This is a genomic window from Corallococcus sp. AB045 (genome assembly GCF_003668895.1).
Lineage (GTDB): Bacteria > Myxococcota > Myxococcia > Myxococcales > Myxococcaceae > Corallococcus > Corallococcus coralloides.
In genome coordinates, this window is record NZ_RAWN01000225.1 from 1 (window position 1) to 14,898 (window position 14,898).

The following is a 14,898-nucleotide window of genomic DNA, read 5'->3' on the forward strand; positions in this document are numbered from 1 at the left end:
CCTCCCCCTCTGTCCCCCCTCCCAGGAGTCTCCAGACCATGAGCACGTCGCCAACGCCCTCCCACCGCGGGCTCGAAGCCCTGCTGACGCCCCAGAACTCCGTGCTGGTGCTGATCGACCATCAGCCCTACCAGTTCGCCAACCTGCACAGCCATGAGCCGACGATGGTGCTCAACAACGTCATCGGCCTGGCCAAGGCGGCCCGGGTCTACAAGGTGCCCACCATCCTCACCACCGTCATCGAGGAGCGCGGCGGCTACCTGGTCAAGGGCCTGCAGGACGTGTTCCCCGAGCAGAAGCCCATCGACCGGACCTTCATCAACACCTGGGAGGACAGCCGCGTGGTTGACGCGGTGAAGAAGACGGACCGCAAGAAGCTGATCATCGCCGCGCTGTGGACCGAAATCTGTCTGGCCATGCCCGCCATCCAGGCGGCGGGCGAAGGTTATGACGTCTACGCCGTCACCGACGCCTCCGGAGGCGTCAGCCGCGAAGCGCATGAGATGGCGGTGCGCCGCATGCAGATGGCGGGCGTGACGCCCATCACCTGGATGGCGGTGGTCGCCGAATGGCAGCGCGACTGGGCCCGCGAGGACAGCGCCACCGGGCTCGCCGGCGTGTTGTCCGAGCACGGCGGAGGCAGCGCCGTGGCCTTCGCCTGGGAGCTGCAGCTGCTGGCGGGCCGGGCCGGAAAGGGCGTCTGAAGGCACGGCGGGCCCCCGACCAGGGGATGACTCGCCTCCGGACTGCTGACATCGTCCTCCCGGGAAGTGACTCCCCGCCGCCTGGGGAATGGGAGGACGATGCCGTGGAGACGCGCGCGGAACGGCTGAGCCCGCTGCCGGAGAACGTGGTGGACATCTCCGTCACCCGGAGGAAATGGAATGGCATCAGCGTGGATGTGAATGCCACCCGCTGTTCGGGGCCCGCCGAAACGCCCCTGTGCCTGGAAAGCCATACGCGCCTGAGCGCGTTGCTGGAGGAGGTCGGGTCGCCCTGCGAGCCGCGCCTGCGCGAAGGCCGGCCCTGCCCCATCGGCTACGTCCCCCGGCAGCTGAACCTCATGCCCGCCGGCATGCCGCTGTGGGGCTACAGCGACGATTCGCGCCTGGTGCGCGACGCCGTGCTCACGTTCGACCTGAAGGACCTGGGCGAGCGCCTGGGCCAACCGCTGAGTCCCACCGAGCTGGGTGCGCCAAGGCTGCGCTTCTCGGATGACCGCCTCTGGACCTTGATGCGGCTGCTCGCCGAGGTGGTGGATGACGACGATCCCTCCACCCAGCTCTACGGCGATGGGTTGACCGCCGCCCTCTTCGCCACGCTGGGAGCGCGTCGCGCGGAACGCCCTTCGAAGCGCCAGGGGCTGGCGCCGTGGCAGCTCCGGCGGGTGCTCGACTTCATGGAGTCGCGCCTGCCCGGCCGGGTCGAGCTGTCGGAGCTGGCGGCGCTGGTGGACCTGTCGCAGGCGCACTTCAGCCGCGCCTTCAAGGCCGCCACCGGCGTGGCGCCCTATCAATGGCAACTGCGCGCCCGCCTCGAGCGCGCGCAGGCGATGATGCTGACCACGCCCGCGTCACTGGAGCAGGTCGCCGAAGCGACGGGCTTCGCCGACGCGGTGCACTTCGGCAAGGCCTTCCGGAAAGCCCACGGCACCACCCCCGCGAGGTGGCGCCGGGACCGGAAGGGCTAAGGGCGCTTGAAGGCTGCCAGGCAGCCCAACGTCACCCCCGCCATGAGCGAGGCGTAACCCACCAGGGGCCACGCGGTGTCGCCGTCGAGCAGGACGACCATCAGGGTCCCCACGACGCCGACAATGAGGCTCTGGATGCAGAAGTAGAGCGCGACCGCTGTCCCCGCCACGGCGCCAAAGGCCTGGAGCGCGCCATTGGCGGTGACGGAGACGGCGAAAACGATGCCCGCGGCGATGACCCACATGGGCACGACGAACGTCCAGAAGGACGGCGCCGTGAGGAGCTGCCCGGCGGTGAGCAACACCGCGCCCAGCAGCAACAGGAGCATGCCGCGGGCAAGGCTTCCCGCCAGCCCCCAGCGGGCCACGAGGTGCTTCGCGAAGCGCGTCGTCACCATCATGGCCAGCGCGGCGGTGGCGAAGACCAGGCTGAAGCCAAGCTCCGAGAAGCCGGCCCGTCCCATGAGCACCCGGGGCGCCGTGGAGAAGAACACGAAGAAGGAGCCCATCGCCGCGCTGAAGCCCAGCGTGTACGTCCAGAACGCGCCTCCGCGCAGGATGCGCTGGACGGACACTCCCTGCCGAGCCACTCCGGAGGGGCGTGTTTCAGGCCACCGTGACAAAGCCTGGAGCAGCGCCGCCGTCGCCAGGACGCCGAGCGTGACGAAGATGGCCCGCCATCCGAAGTGCCGCGCGAGCAGGGCCCCGGCGATGGGGCCCAGTGCCGGGACGAAGGCCAGCATGGCGCTGAACAGGCTGTAGATGACCGCGCCTTCGGGCCGCTCCGCATAGACGTCCCGGACGGTGGCGAACGTCGCGACGAGCGCCGCGGAGGCCCCCACGGCTTGCAGGAGCCGGAGCCCGACGAACATCGCGGCATCGGTGGTGCTCGCGAGCAGGAAGGAGGTGGTCGCGAACACCCACGCGCCCCCCAGCAATACCCTGCGCCGGCCGATGCGGTCCGAGAGCGGGCCGAACACCAGTTGCCCGGCCCCGAGCATGACCATGTAGAGGCTCAGCGTGAGTTGGATGATGGAGGGGGAGGTGCCGAGGACTCCGGTCATGGCCGGAACCACGGGGAGGTAGATGTCCATGGCCAGCGAGGCCAGGAGGTCGAAGGGGGCCATCAGCAACAGCGCTGCTGGCACGGTGTGATTCCACGACAGGACTTTCGGGTCAGACATGAAGGCATCCGCGCAAATGAGGATCATCTGGCGGCGATCTGCCTCTCCACGGGGACCGGGATGAACTGGGGCAGAGGGCCGCGGCAACAGTGGACGTGTCGCCGCGGCTCACTCATCTGCGGAACTGGCGTCTGCCATCCGGCGGGCTCCTGGGTGCATCGGGGTCCGGGCGGGACGAAGACACCGGGCCGGTCCTGACAGGGTGCGCGAAGACCGGAGGGCCGGCCCGCCCCTGTTCAGCTCCTCGGCGCGCGATACGCCGGGAAGAAGCCCGTGTTGCCGTGGCCCGCCGAGAGGCGCGCGTACACCGAGGGCTCGCAGATGACCTCGTGGGTGTGGAGGCGGGAGCTGGTGTTCGAGAAGCTCCGCTTGAACTGCTCGAGGCCGTCACCTGGCCGCACGCCGCCGCCCAGGTGCAACGGCAGTCCCAGGCGGATGCTGAGCTCCACCATGGCCTCGAAGATGGTGTTCTTGGCCGGAGAGCGCGACAGGTGCGCATCCGCCGTCCCGCCCAGGTAGTAGTGCAGCACGCCGTCGCTGGCGACCGCCACCCCTGAAGAGGCGATGCGGCCGTCCGGTGCACGCGTCGTCACGAGCCAGGCCACGGAAGAGGCGAACAAGTCCTCGAAGTACGCATCCGAGAAGAAATACCGGGCGTGCGCTTCGTCGCGGACCATGGTCTGCCGGTAGACCTCCTTGAAACCCTCGCGATCCTCGTGCGAGACCTCGCGCACCGGACCACAGCTGCTCACATAGCCCAGCCGGTTGTTGCGCCGCATCTGCCGGCGGGCTTCCGCCTGGAACTCGATGGGGCGCCGGGAGTCGATGAGGAACACCTCGTTGCGCTCCGTCCCACCCGCGAAGCACCGGGGCCCCGAGACACGGTCGCGCACGAAGAGGCTCACGAGCCCGATGCCGGTCCAGTCCACGGCGTCCTTCGAGACCCCGCTCAATCCATCCAGCCGCCCACCGGGAAAGCCATACGGAGAGATGGCGTCCTGGTAGGGCGTTCCTTCAATGGACCGCACGATGAGCGGCACGCGCTGCGCGTTCCCCTCGCCGTCCTCGATGAGCAGGGTATGGGTCGCGCCTTCGGCCCGCAGGTGGTGCGCGGAGCGGAAGTAGTCCTCCGACACGGCGGACCTCCCCGCGTCAGCAATCAGGGTGGCGCGGCAGGGTTTCAGGCCTGGAGACGTCAGTCGCAAGGCTTCGGTGTGATTCATTCGAGCGCATCCTTTCCATGAGCGATGCAGGGCCCGCCGCCCCCTGCTTCAGCGCGGGGCGCGGAGGCCCTCAGGCGGGGTGTGACGGGATCGCCGCCGGGGCTCCTGTTTTCCGCCGCCACTGCCGGAAGGCTCGCAACGCGGGCTGCTCGACCCCATAGGTGATGACGATGGCCAGCAGGAACCCGGCCCCCAGCGCGACCGCGATGGCGGCCTCCGGGCGCCAGGCCGCGGCCTCGAGCCGCCGGATGATGACGTAACCGATGTTCTGGTGGACCAGGTAGAACGGATAGGAGATGAACCCCATGAAGAGCAGCGGGCGCCAGGTGAGCCAGCGCAGCCAGCCCCGGGACAACGCATAGGAAAGGCCCAGCACCACCGGGAACACGGGGGCGGGGGCCTCACTGCCCACGAGCACCTCGTGCGCGAAGCTGACGGCCACGAGCACCACCGCGGACGGCAGGGAGACCTCGCCGCGGCTCTGCTTGAAGGCCAGCACGCCCAGCGCGAAGTACTGCAGGTGCGGCCGGCTCGCGAGTCTCGCCAGGAAGCTCATGCCCACGGCCTGGGCCGCCAGCTCCGCCAGGGTCTGCAGCACGACGAGCCCGATGAAGATGGGGATGACCTTGGGGAGCGCCCGCGCGTACGCGAGCACGAACATCAGCAGGTAGAAGGACAGCTCGATGGTCAGCGTCCAATACACGGTGTCGACGTGCGGGACGCGGAGGAGCTCATGAAACATGGTCAGGTTGACCAGGGCCGTCTGGAGGCTGAATTCGCGCTCCGGCAGTCCGAACAGCGTCACCACCGTGAAGGTGAGCGCGACGGCCGTCCAATAGGACGGATAGAGCCGGGCCGCGCGGCTCCATACGAAGTCCCGGGCCCGTTCGACGCGCTCCAGCGACATCAGGATGACGAAGCCGCTGATGGCGAAGAAGAGCTGGACCCCATACTTCCCGAAGCGCATCTCCCAGAGGGGAACCGAGTGCCCGTAGAGGTCGCTGTATTCCGCCGTGAAGTGATACAGCGCGACCGCCAGCGCGGCGAATCCCCGGAGCGCATCCAATTCCACCAGACGCGGCGGGCTCGCCTCTGGAGCGGCTGGAATGCGTGTCATCCGGGTTCACCCTTTCCTGCTCTCTCCGATCAGCACTCGGAGCGCGTCCAACGTTAGGTGTCTTCCGTCGCTCTCACCATGAGACCTTGGGTCGCGGACATGTGTCACGTCTTCCGCATGCGCCGGCCCTTCTGGCGGAGGGCGGGAATGCGACATGCCATTCAACTCCGGGGCGAGCGGTAGGCCGGAAAGAAGTCGCTGCCGGTGCGGCCTTCCGACAGGCGGGCATACACCGTCGGCTCGCAGATCAGCTCATGGGTGTGGAGGCGGGAGCTCGCGTTGGACAGGCTCCGTTTGAATTGCTCGAGGCTGTCCCCCGGCCGGATGCCTCCGCCCAGATGGAGCGGGACGCCGAGTCTCGAGCAGAGCTCCGCCAGCGTTCCAAAGACGTTCTTCGCCGGCGAGCGCGCCAGATGCGCATCCACCGTTCCGCCCAGGTAGTAGTGCAGCATGCCGTCGCTGCTGACACACAGCGCGGCGGAGGCCACGCCCCCTTGCGGTGCGTGCGTCGTCACCAGCCAGGCGTACGGGGATGAAAACAGCTCCTCGAAATAGACATCGGAGAAGAAGTACCGGGAGCTCGCCCCTTCGCGGACCATGGTCTGCCGGTAGGCTTCCTGGAATCCCTCCCGGTCCTCGCGTGACGCCTCGCGCGCCTCACACGCGGTGCTCACGAAGCCCAGCCGGAGGTTGCGCCGGATGTGCCGGTAATGCATCTCCCGGAAGGCCACCGGCAGGCGCGGGTCGATGAAGAACACCTCGTTGCGCTCCGTCCCGCCCGCGAAGCACCGGGGGCCCGAGACGCGGTCGCGCACGAAGATGCTGACGAGCTCCGTTCCCGACCAATCCACCTCCTCCTTCGATACCTCCTGGAGCCCGACCAGGGCGCCGCCGGGAAACCCATACGGGGAGATGGCATCGCGGTAGGGCGTTCCTTCAATGGGCCGCACGATGAGCGGCACCCGCTGCGCGTTCCCCCCGCCGTCCTCGATGAGCAGCGTATGCGTCACCCGCTCTGCTCGCAGATGGTGCGCGGAACGGAAGTAGTCTTCCGACAGCGCTGACGCCCCCTGATCAGGGACGAGCACCGCGCTCGTTCGCATCATCCGCATGGCTGTTCCCCCGCCACCAGTGTCATCACGAATGTATTTCATTTTGTTACTGGCTTTCGCGTTGCAGGCTAGCCGTTCAGGGCCCGCGCAGGAGCCCCCCCGCCGGGGCATCCCCGATGTTGGAATCCGGGCGGCAATGCCCCTGGGCCTCGCCCTGTCGTCGCGGTCTTCGGGTTCGCCGGCGGGAGTGGCGCGCCGCGCCTGCTGCTACGCTCGGCGGCGACCTCTCCGGGAACTCCCAACCGATGAAGCGCGTCCTCCTCGTCCTGCTGGTCCTCGTCCTGCTTCTCGTGGGCGTCCTCGTCGTCCGCACGCTGCGCTTCGGTTCACGGCAGGTGACCGCCGAGCCCGCCGAGCCCTTCGCGGTGGATGCCGCCGCGGCCGCGGGCCGCCTCGCGGAGGCGCTGCGCCACCGCACCATCGCCGCCTCCGACGGCATGAGCGCGGAGGACGCCGCCTTCCAGGCGCTGCACGCCGGGTTCGTCGCCCGGTTTCCCCGCGTGCACGCGGAGCTGGCGCATGAGGCCGTGGGCGCGCATGCCCGTCTCTATACATGGAAGGGTTCGGAGCCCGCCCTGCGGCCCGTGCTGCTGATGGGCCACCTGGACGTGGTGCCCGCGGAGGCGGAGGCCACCTGGAGCCACCCGCCCTTCGGTGGCGTCGTGGCGGATGGCTACGTGTACGGGCGCGGGACGCTGGACGACAAGGGCAGCGTGCTCGCCATCCTGGAGGCCGTGGAGGGCCTGCTCGCCGAGGGCTACCGCCCCCGCCGCACGGTGATGCTCGCGTTCGGCGCGGACGAGGAGGTGGGCGGGCATGACGGTGCCGCGCGCGTGGCCGCGCTGCTGCGTGAGCGGGGCGTGGGCCTGGAGTCGGTGCTGGACGAGGGCGGCCCCATCGGCGTGGGGCTCGTGCCTGGCGTGGCCGCGCCGGTGGCGCTGGTGGGCGTGGCGGAGAAGGGCTCGGCGCGCGTGGAGCTGGTGGTGCGGAGCGCGGGCGGACACGCGTCCATGCCGCCCCCACAGACGGCCGCGAACACGCTTGCCCGGGCGCTCGTGCGGCTGGAGGAGAACCCGTTCAAGCCCGAGCTGCGCGGCGGGACGCGGGCGCTCTTCGAGTATGTGGGGCCGGAGATGAATTTCGGCATGCGCCTGCTCTTCGCCAACACCTGGCTCTTCGCGCCCGTCATCGAACGGCAGATGGCCGGGGCGCCCTCCACGAACGCCAGCATCCGGACCACCTTCGCCGCCACCATGCTCGAAGGCAGCCCCAAGCCCAACGTGTTGCCCTCGCAGGCGCGCGCGGTGCTCAACGTCCGCCTGCTGCCGGGCGACAGCCTGGAGGACGTGCGCTCCCACGTGCGCGACGTGGTGGATGACACGCGCGTGGAGCTGACCGCCGAGGGCGACGAGGCCTCGCCGGTGTCGAGCCTGGACACGGAGGGATGGGGGCAGTTGCAGCGCAGCATCCGGCAGGTGTTCCCGGACGTGCTGGTGGCGCCCTTCCTCACCGTGGCGGCCACCGACGCGCGCTACTTCCATCCCCTGAGCGACAGCGTGTACCGCTTCGTGCCGGTGCGGATGAACCGTGAGGACCTCACCCGGATGCACGGCCGCGACGAACGGCTCTCCGTGGAGGAGCACGCCGCCGCCATCCGCTTCTACGCGCAGTACCTGCGCAACACCACGCGCTAGCAGGGCGCGCCTACGCCGCGACGGCTTGCAGCAACTCTTCGAGGCGGGTGAAGACGACGGTGGGCGCGCGTGAGCGCAGCAGCGCCTCCGTCGCGTAGCCCCACGTCACCGCGGCGGTGGCGATGCCCTCGGCCACCGCGGCCTCGATGTCGCGCACCTCGTCGCCCACGGAGAGGGCCTCGCCCGGACGCACGCCCGCGGCCTTCAGCACCTTCCGGAACTTCGACCGCTTGCCGAAGATGCCCGCGCCGCAGGCGTAGTGGCGGATGCGCGCGGACGCCACCGGCCCCAGCACGCGCCGCACGTTCTCCTCCGCGTTGGAGCTCACCACGGCCAGGGTGATGCCCCGCGCCTCCAGTTGCTCCAGCATCGCCTCCACGCCCGGGAAGGTCGGGATGCGGTGCGCGTCACGCGCGACGAGCTTGCGCATGTGGGCGGCGATGAAGGGCATCTTCCACATGGGCACGCCGAGCCGCGCGATGATGGTCCGGGTGTCCTGCCCACGCAGCGACTCCAATTCCTCCGCGCTGACGCTGCGAAAGCCGTAGCGCCGCGCCACGTCGTTGAAGATGCCGCGAAACCAGTCCGCGCTGTCCGCGAGCGTCCCGTCGAAGTCGAAGATGATCAGCCGGTATCCCATGGGGCTCAGTTCAGCGTCCCACAGTCGGCGATGCGCTGCACCCGGAGCGCGGCCAGCCGCGCCAGCGGGGCCGCCACGTCCGGTCCTTCCAGCAGGGCCACCGCGCGGGCGACGGCGTCCAGGGTGGACATGCCGGCGGGGTGCGAGGGTTCGCGAAGCATGAGCAGGCCGGGCTCCGGCGGAGGCAGCACCAGCCGGGGCAGTGCCCGCAGCTCCGGGAGCCGCTGGGTCATCCTCCGCGCCTGCGACCAGTTCGCGTCCAGCACCACCACCTGCCTGGGAGGAGGCGCGTCCGGCGGCGCGGTGGGACCGTCTGGAAAGAGCAGCCAGGTCCCCGGTTCGGAGAGGACCTCCATGTCGAAGGTCCCCGCCATCGAGCCGTGGATGAGCAGCTTCGCGTTCGCGAGGGCGAGCGCGGCCACGCCTCCAGTGTTGCTCCGCTTGGACACCTCCATCACGTGCTGGAGGAAGACGAAGCGGGTCCGGGTCTCCACCCGGGGAACCTCCGTGCACAGGCACAGGTGTTTCGCCAGGTTGCAACGCGTACAGCGGGGTGGACGGGCAGCGCGGGGAGGCATCCTCCCGTCATCCTGTGCCGGTCCTCGCGCCAAGAGAAGGACTCGTTGCCGGGCTGGCGGCCACCGGGCCCACGGCAGGCGGCACGGTGGCCGGGCCCTGCTTCCCGCGCCGCGCCAGCTCCCTCGCGCCCAGGAAGCCCTTGGTGAGCACCGAGAAGATGAAGATGCGGACGACGAGCCGCGACATGTCGGACAGCCCAAGCCCCTCCGGCGTCGTCATCTTCTCGAAGGTCGTGGTGAGGGTGTCGACGGCGAAGAGCAGGATGGCCACCAGCGGCGCCACGCGCGAGCGCTTGAACATGAAGAAGCCCAGGACGGCCAGGAAGCCTCCGAACAGGACGTTGGCCAAGGTCATCGGAAGCTGCGTCCCCGGGTCGTTCGCCACGACGAACAGGACCATCGAGGACGCCGTGGTGAAGGCCGCCATCCCGTAGAGCATGTACGTCGCGGAGCGGGCCTGCGGGATGGGATCCGACGCGCTGTCTGGCAGCGGCACGCCGTTGAGCATCACCCGCAGCTCCGTCGCGACGACATGGACGAGCTGGACGTGCAGCACGTTCCCGTCCGGGAGCGTGAACTCCACCCCATGCTCCAGTTGGAGCGGGTCCTCCACCGAGCCCACCGGCTGATCGTTCAGCTCGATCTGCAGGTTCCTCCAGCCTTCGCCCCAGAACAGCTCCAGGTTCTGGGGCCCCCCCTCTTCCAATGCCAGCTTCAACACACCCATCGAAGAACTCCCGCCCCGGCTCAGAGGTGGTTGTACAGCCCCAGAAGGAGAAGAAAGAACATCACCACGTGGAACCAGCCCACGTTGCGTGCGATCACCGCGGGCTCGTGCCCGGACACGGGGGCCTGGCCTGCTTCAATGGCGTTGAGCTCCTTCTGTCCCAGCACCAGTCCGACGATGCCCGGGGCGAAGCCGCAGAAGCCCACGGTGGCGAACACCAGGGCCAGCACCGCGCGCCCGGAGGGCTTCTCACGCTTGCTCAATTCCTGGCAGGAAGGACACAACCCGCGCTTGCGACAGAGGGCACAGATGAAGGTCCCGCACCGGGTGCAGGTTCCTTCCGCGAGTGTTTCAGGATGTCTGGGACAGAGCGCGGCGGGGACTTCGTCCATCCCAGACATCTATCATTTTCACGGAGTCTCGGTCACTTCGCGCGGGCGGTGCGTGCGAAGGCCTCGCGGGCGCGTTCAATCTCCGGCCGGTGCTGCCGCGCCCACATCGCGAGCACGGACACCGGTTCGAGCAGCGTGCGCCCCAGCTTCGTGAGCGCGTAGTCCACGCTCGGCGGCGTCGTCGGGTGCACGGTGCGTGTCAGCAGTCCGTCCCGCTCCAGGTTGCGCAGCGTGAGGGTCAGCATGCGCTGGGAGATGCCTTCGATGGCGCGCTTGAGCTCGCTGAAGCGCACCGGGCCTTCTCCCAGGTTGACGATGACCATCACGCTCCACTTGTCCCCGACGAGGCTCAGGATTTCGCGCGTCGCGACGCAGTCGTCGTCATAGCGCCCGGTCATCTTTCCGTACCCTGGTGACTTCAATGTGCCTCCTTGTCCGGCCTGTGCACGGTATGCCAGAGAGACGTGGTCATCATCCGTAACCAGGCACACGGAAGTAACCATGGAGCCACGTATGGATACGCTCTCCCCTCCCGTTGGCGTTTCAGCGAAGCCGTCCAAGGCCCTTCACGTGGGCCTGTGGGTCGTCCAGGCGCTGCTGGGTGTCACCTTCGTCGGCTCGGGCATCTGGAAGGCCCTCACGCCCCTGCCAGAGCTCGCCGCGATGATTCCGTGGGCAGGCCAGGTGCCTCCCGCGTTCCTGTACTTCATCGTCGCGGTCGACCTGGCGGGCGGGCTGGGCGTCATCCTGCCCTCGCTCACGCGGGTGAAACCGGGCCTGACGGTCCTCGCGGCCCTGGGCTGCGCGCTGCTCCAGGCCAGCGCCATCGCCTTCCACTTCTCTCGTGGCGAGGCGGCGAACACGCCCTTCAACTTCTTCCTGGTCGCGCTGTCGCTCTTTGTCTTCTGGGGGCGCCGGACGCGCGCTCCCATCAAGCCCCGGCACGCCTGAGAATCACCGCGCGCGCATCCACGTTGAGGACCTGGGTCCCGCTCGCGAGCGTGACGAACGGCACGTCCCAATGACAGTGGCCGCAGATGACGAGGAGCCTGCTCCAGGGCTCCACCGCCTCCCGGATGACGGCGTTGCCGCGCAGCCCTGTCCCCGGGACGTCCGGGCCCTCGTGGAGGACCAGCACCTCCGGGTCCTGGAGCAACACCGCTTCAATCCGTTCCAGCTGGGCGGACTGCTCGCGCCGGTTGAGCTTGTCCGGGCGCCCGATGATGTAGCTCACCCCGCCCACCGGGAGTCCGTCCGGCGCGATGACCTCGCCATCCAGCAGTTTCTGCCTGGGTTGGCGGAAGAAGCGCTCGCGCGCCTGGGTACCGCCGAAGGTGTCGTGATTTCCCGCCACGCCAACGACCCAACGGAAGTACCTGGCGAAGGCAGTCCAGACGCTCCGCACGTCGCCGGATGCGCCCCGTTCGTCCGCGGTGTCGTTGGAGAAGAGGTCTCCCGCCAGGATGATGCCGGTGCGGTTCGCGGGAGGGAGGTCGCCCGCCTTGCACATCATCGCCAGTTCGTCGGCCACGACTTCTCCCAGGAGCGCCGCCGCCCCGCCCTGCAAGGCATGCGGCGCCATGCCCTGGAGGTCCGAGAGCGCGATGACCGCCTCCAGGTCCCCAGGCAGGGCGTCCACCTGTCCGCGGAGCAAGGGGAGCCGCTCCGCACGGCTGCCTCCGCGCGGCGACGCGTTCAGGTACCACCACTCATAAAGGGGCTTCTCTTCAACCGATAGGATTCGCATGCGCCCCCGGACGGAGCCTGCCCGTGGGGCTGACATGGGCGGGGCTGGGTGTCTTGCATGCGGGCCTCCTGGCGCGAGAGCCTCTTGGAATGACCGCTTATCGCTTCGTCGCGGCCCTCGGCCTGCTCGGTGTGTCGGGATGTGCGGGCGTCCAGAAGACGCCTCCCGCCACAACAGCCACCGTCCGCTTCACCTCGCAGGTGCATCACACGGACTGCGACATCGTGGCGGCCGCGCGCCCCCTGGCGGACGCCCAGGCGGTGGACTGCGGCGAAGCCCGGGGCCCCGAGGAGCGGCTCAAGACGAAGGCCTGCGTCGAGGCAGCGGAAGCGGCGGGCAAACCCTTCATCGCCGTCTTCCATCTGCCTGGCATTGACTCCGCCATCGCGCAGGCCCTGCTCCGCGCCACCCATGGCGAGCGCATCCAGCTCTGGTACGACAGCAACCCGAGCGGTGGGCCGGGCCACGACAGGTCATTCATCAGCCGCAAGGCCTGCGAGCGCTTCGTCCAGGATCCCGAGGACGAGGAGACCCTGCGCTGCGAGTCACCGCCGGAAGCCGCCGCGACCTATGTCTGCCGCGGCACGGAGTACGCCCTGGGGGCGCCCCAATCCGCATCGGGCCTGCGGTGCAGCCCCATCCAGAGATACATCCCGGGTGTCTTCAACTGTGCCTGGAAGAAGGCGGCCGAGGACTACGAGCCCGTCCCCCCGGGCACGGCGCTCGCGTGCATGAAGCAGGAGACAGAGCCCTTCCGCTGCTCCTCCACCCCAGAGGCGGACGCAGTGATGGGCCTGCGCTTCGAACGGGAACCGCCCCCGGGCACGTCTCCGGAGGCCGGTCCCTGAACCCACCCCTCCGTCACGCCTTGGCGCCCTTCGGGGCCTCGTGCTCGTCGCGGCCATGCGCGGAGGAGACGGGGCTGGTGGCTTCCACGGCGGAGAAGGTCTCCAGGACCTTGTACGTGTGGCTGGCCCCGCGCGGCACGAGCCAGGAGTCGCCGGGGTTCAGCAGGATGATCTGCCCCTCCAGGTGCAGCTCCGCGCGGCCCTTGAGCACGAAGCCCACGGTCTCGTAGTCGCGCGTGCTGGCGGGCTTGGCCTCGGCGGGCGGCTCGTCCTCCCACAGCCGCATGGCCACACGGACGCCGGATGCGAGGTACTTCTGGCCCATCTCCCCCTTGGGGGAATGGCGGCTTTCGACCTTCTTCACGCTGGTGTCGCCCATGTTCGCCTCTCCTTGGGGGGGCGGCGTCCGGCGCCGCGCTCCTCCTGGGAGAAGGTAGGGAAGACCCCGGATCGTGGCGGACCGCGTCGCGATGGCCGCCCGCCTGCCCTGCGTCCGGAAAGACGAAAGCCCAGCCTCCTTGGGGAGACTGGGCTTCGAGGACTCACCGCAGGGGGTGAGTCAAAGGTTCGGCTCGTTTAGCCGGCGCGAACGTTCTGCGCCTGCAGGCCCTTGGGGCCCTTGGTGACTTCGAACTCCACCTTCTGGCCCTCGGCCAGGGTGCGGAAGCCATCCATGTTGATCGCAGTGTGGTGGCAGAAAACGTCTTCGCCATTGTCCTGCGCGATGAAACCGAAGCCCTTCGCGTCGTTGAACCACTTCACGGTACCAGAAGCCATTGTGAGTCTCTTCTCTTTCTCTGCTCTGAACAGGTGAGAGGCTCGCGCCTTCCACCGGTGCCGGAACGAACACCGCCCCGGCACGCCGGGTACTCTACCCACTTCCAGCGCGAACACCACTCCTGAGGGTGGAATCCCGCTGGCAGTCGTCCTTCATCCGACACAGCGGATGCAGTCGAGGCCCGGCTTTGGAACATCCCATGCCCCGCCGGGCATTCCGGACACCCCTCCCCGGCCCTTCACATTTCTTCACCGCCGCCGGGCGTGGGCTTCACACCCGCCCTCTACCTTGAGCTCCGTCAGAAACGACACGGGCCCGCCGGTTCGGCGCCCGCCTGCTTCCTGGAGCCAAGACCATGTTCGGATTCCTCTTCGGTACCGCCTGCCTCGCCGGTCTCTTCGCCACGCTGCGCCGGGGGCGCTACGGGCACCACCCCTCCTACGGCCGCGGAGGCCGGTTTGGCATGCGCCCCCGGCTGCGCTGGCTCTTCGAGCGGCTGGAGACGTCCCCCGGCCAGGAGAAGGTCATCGTGAAGGCGGTGGAGAACGTGCGCGAGGCCTTCGCCAAGGTGAAGGACCAGTGGGGCCCCAGCCGCACGTCGCTCGCGGGTTCGCTGCGTGGGGAGCACTTCGACGGCGCCATGCTGCGCGAGCTGTTCACCCGCCACGACGTGGCGCTGGAGACGCTGCGCAACGCCGTGCAGGACGCCCTGTCCCAGGTGCACGAGGCGCTGGAGCCCAACCAGCGCCGCGAGCTCGCGGACATCATCGAGCACGGCTGGGGTTACGGCTGGCGCGGCGAGGGCCGGGGCTGGCACGGCCGGCGCTGCGGCGGGTACGGCCGGTGGGGTGGCCGCCCCCACAACGATGACGGCTCCGCGTCCTTCGTCTGAGTCCCCCTCCCCTCTTCCTGGAGATTGCCCATGCGCCACCGTCTGCTCGTCGTCCTCCTCGCCGCGGGTGCCCTCGGAGGCTATGCCTCCGGCTTCGCGAGCCTCGCCCGCCACCACCGCTCCCACTGCCACCGGGGTGACTGGGGCGGCCCCGCCTACCGCAACGGGACGCCGCCCTACTGGGACTGGCACGCGCCCAGGCCTCCGGGCACCGCCGGTCCCGCCGACGCACCGGGAGCGCGTTAGGATTCGCCCCGCCCATGCCCGGCATCATCA

Annotated in this window: 19 protein-coding genes; 7 read left to right on the top strand and 12 right to left on the bottom strand. The window is 69.2% G+C overall.

Features of this window, described 5'->3' with window-relative positions; translation table 11 throughout:
- Window positions 1-38: 38 nt before the first annotated feature.
- Together D7Y21_RS35070 and D7Y21_RS35075 are read left to right on the top strand one after the other, a co-directional pair.
- On the top strand, window positions 39-704 hold the full coding sequence (locus tag D7Y21_RS35070; protein ID WP_121718001.1) for a hydrolase: 666 nt from the start codon (window positions 39-41) through the stop codon (window positions 702-704).
- 104 nt (window positions 705-808) lie between these two features.
- Window positions 809-1,690 (top strand): helix-turn-helix domain-containing protein, encoded by an 882-nt coding sequence (locus D7Y21_RS35075; RefSeq protein ID WP_121718002.1) that lies wholly within the window; start codon window positions 809-811, stop codon window positions 1,688-1,690.
- Here the strand turns inward: D7Y21_RS35075 and cml are convergent.
- The 4 genes from cml to D7Y21_RS35095 form a co-directional block, all read right to left on the bottom strand.
- A complete protein-coding gene (gene cml / locus D7Y21_RS35080) occupies window positions 1,687-2,874 on the bottom strand; it encodes a CmlA/FloR family chloramphenicol efflux MFS transporter (protein WP_199735557.1) in 1,188 nt (395 codons plus the stop codon). The two genes, D7Y21_RS35075 and cml, sit on opposite strands and share 4 nt — an antisense overlap.
- A 236-nt stretch (window positions 2,875-3,110) precedes the next feature.
- Complete coding sequence (locus D7Y21_RS35085) at window positions 3,111-4,097, bottom strand: GNAT family N-acetyltransferase (protein WP_120563886.1); 987 nt, start codon at window positions 4,095-4,097, stop codon at window positions 3,111-3,113.
- 70 nt (window positions 4,098-4,167) lie between these two features.
- Window positions 4,168-5,214: an acyltransferase gene (locus D7Y21_RS35090; protein ID WP_120563885.1), complete on the bottom strand. Its 1,047-nt coding sequence runs from the start codon at window positions 5,212-5,214 to the stop codon at window positions 4,168-4,170.
- A gap of 161 nt (window positions 5,215-5,375) precedes the next feature.
- Complete coding sequence (locus D7Y21_RS35095; RefSeq protein ID WP_233612401.1) at window positions 5,376-6,320, bottom strand: GNAT family N-acetyltransferase; 945 nt, start codon at window positions 6,318-6,320, stop codon at window positions 5,376-5,378.
- A gap of 251 nt (window positions 6,321-6,571) precedes the next feature.
- On the opposite strand from D7Y21_RS35095, the gene D7Y21_RS35100 reads away from it, so the two are divergent.
- A complete protein-coding gene (locus tag D7Y21_RS35100) occupies window positions 6,572-8,020 on the top strand; it encodes a M20 family peptidase (protein WP_121718005.1) in 1,449 nt (482 codons plus the stop codon).
- Window positions 8,021-8,030: 10 nt separating this feature from the next.
- Here the strand turns inward: D7Y21_RS35100 and D7Y21_RS35105 are convergent, their stop codons facing one another.
- From D7Y21_RS35105 to D7Y21_RS35125, 5 genes are all read right to left on the bottom strand, one after another.
- A complete protein-coding gene (locus D7Y21_RS35105; protein ID WP_121718006.1) occupies window positions 8,031-8,660 on the bottom strand; it encodes an HAD hydrolase-like protein in 630 nt (209 codons plus the stop codon).
- Between the two features lie 5 nt (window positions 8,661-8,665).
- Window positions 8,666-9,238 (bottom strand): tRNA-uridine aminocarboxypropyltransferase, encoded by a 573-nt coding sequence (locus tag D7Y21_RS35110; protein ID WP_120563881.1) that lies wholly within the window; start codon window positions 9,236-9,238, stop codon window positions 8,666-8,668.
- A 7-nt stretch (window positions 9,239-9,245) separates the two neighbouring features.
- Window positions 9,246-9,965 (bottom strand): hypothetical protein, encoded by a 720-nt coding sequence (locus D7Y21_RS35115; RefSeq protein ID WP_121718007.1) that lies wholly within the window; start codon window positions 9,963-9,965, stop codon window positions 9,246-9,248.
- Window positions 9,966-9,985: 20 nt separating this feature from the next.
- A complete protein-coding gene (locus D7Y21_RS35120; RefSeq protein WP_233591599.1) occupies window positions 9,986-10,228 on the bottom strand; it encodes a hypothetical protein in 243 nt (80 codons plus the stop codon).
- Window positions 10,229-10,389: 161 nt separating this feature from the next.
- On the bottom strand, window positions 10,390-10,755 hold the full coding sequence (locus D7Y21_RS35125; RefSeq protein ID WP_233591598.1) for a helix-turn-helix domain-containing protein: 366 nt from the start codon (window positions 10,753-10,755) through the stop codon (window positions 10,390-10,392).
- A gap of 115 nt (window positions 10,756-10,870) precedes the next feature.
- Here D7Y21_RS35125 and D7Y21_RS35130 point away from each other — a divergent pair, with 115 nt between their 5' ends.
- A complete protein-coding gene (locus tag D7Y21_RS35130; protein ID WP_120563877.1) occupies window positions 10,871-11,308 on the top strand; it encodes a DoxX family protein in 438 nt (145 codons plus the stop codon).
- On the opposite strand, the gene D7Y21_RS35135 is transcribed toward D7Y21_RS35130, so the two are convergent.
- Entirely contained in the window at window positions 11,289-12,011 is a 723-nt protein-coding gene (locus D7Y21_RS35135) for a metallophosphoesterase (RefSeq protein ID WP_121718008.1), read from the bottom strand. The two genes, D7Y21_RS35130 and D7Y21_RS35135, sit on opposite strands and share 20 nt — an antisense overlap.
- A gap of 182 nt (window positions 12,012-12,193) precedes the next feature.
- Between D7Y21_RS35135 and D7Y21_RS35140 the strand changes: the two genes are divergently transcribed.
- Window positions 12,194-12,952 carry a hypothetical protein gene (locus D7Y21_RS35140; RefSeq protein WP_121718009.1) on the top strand — a complete coding sequence of 253 codons (759 nt, stop codon included), beginning with the start codon at window positions 12,194-12,196 and terminating at the stop codon, window positions 12,950-12,952.
- A gap of 13 nt (window positions 12,953-12,965) precedes the next feature.
- Here the strand turns inward: D7Y21_RS35140 and D7Y21_RS35145 are convergent, their stop codons facing one another.
- A complete protein-coding gene (locus D7Y21_RS35145; RefSeq protein ID WP_120549128.1) occupies window positions 12,966-13,331 on the bottom strand; it encodes a cupin domain-containing protein in 366 nt (121 codons plus the stop codon).
- 197 nt (window positions 13,332-13,528) lie between these two features.
- Complete coding sequence (locus D7Y21_RS35150) at window positions 13,529-13,729, bottom strand: cold-shock protein (protein ID WP_120563874.1); 201 nt, start codon at window positions 13,727-13,729, stop codon at window positions 13,529-13,531.
- A 356-nt stretch (window positions 13,730-14,085) separates the two neighbouring features.
- Here D7Y21_RS35150 and D7Y21_RS35155 point away from each other — a divergent pair, with 356 nt between their 5' ends.
- Complete coding sequence (locus D7Y21_RS35155; protein WP_121718010.1) at window positions 14,086-14,622, top strand: periplasmic heavy metal sensor; 537 nt, start codon at window positions 14,086-14,088, stop codon at window positions 14,620-14,622.
- A 30-nt stretch (window positions 14,623-14,652) separates the two neighbouring features.
- Window positions 14,653-14,868, top strand: a complete 216-nt coding sequence (locus D7Y21_RS35160; RefSeq protein WP_121718011.1) for a hypothetical protein — start codon at window positions 14,653-14,655, stop codon at window positions 14,866-14,868.
- Window positions 14,869-14,898 lie beyond the last annotated feature (30 nt).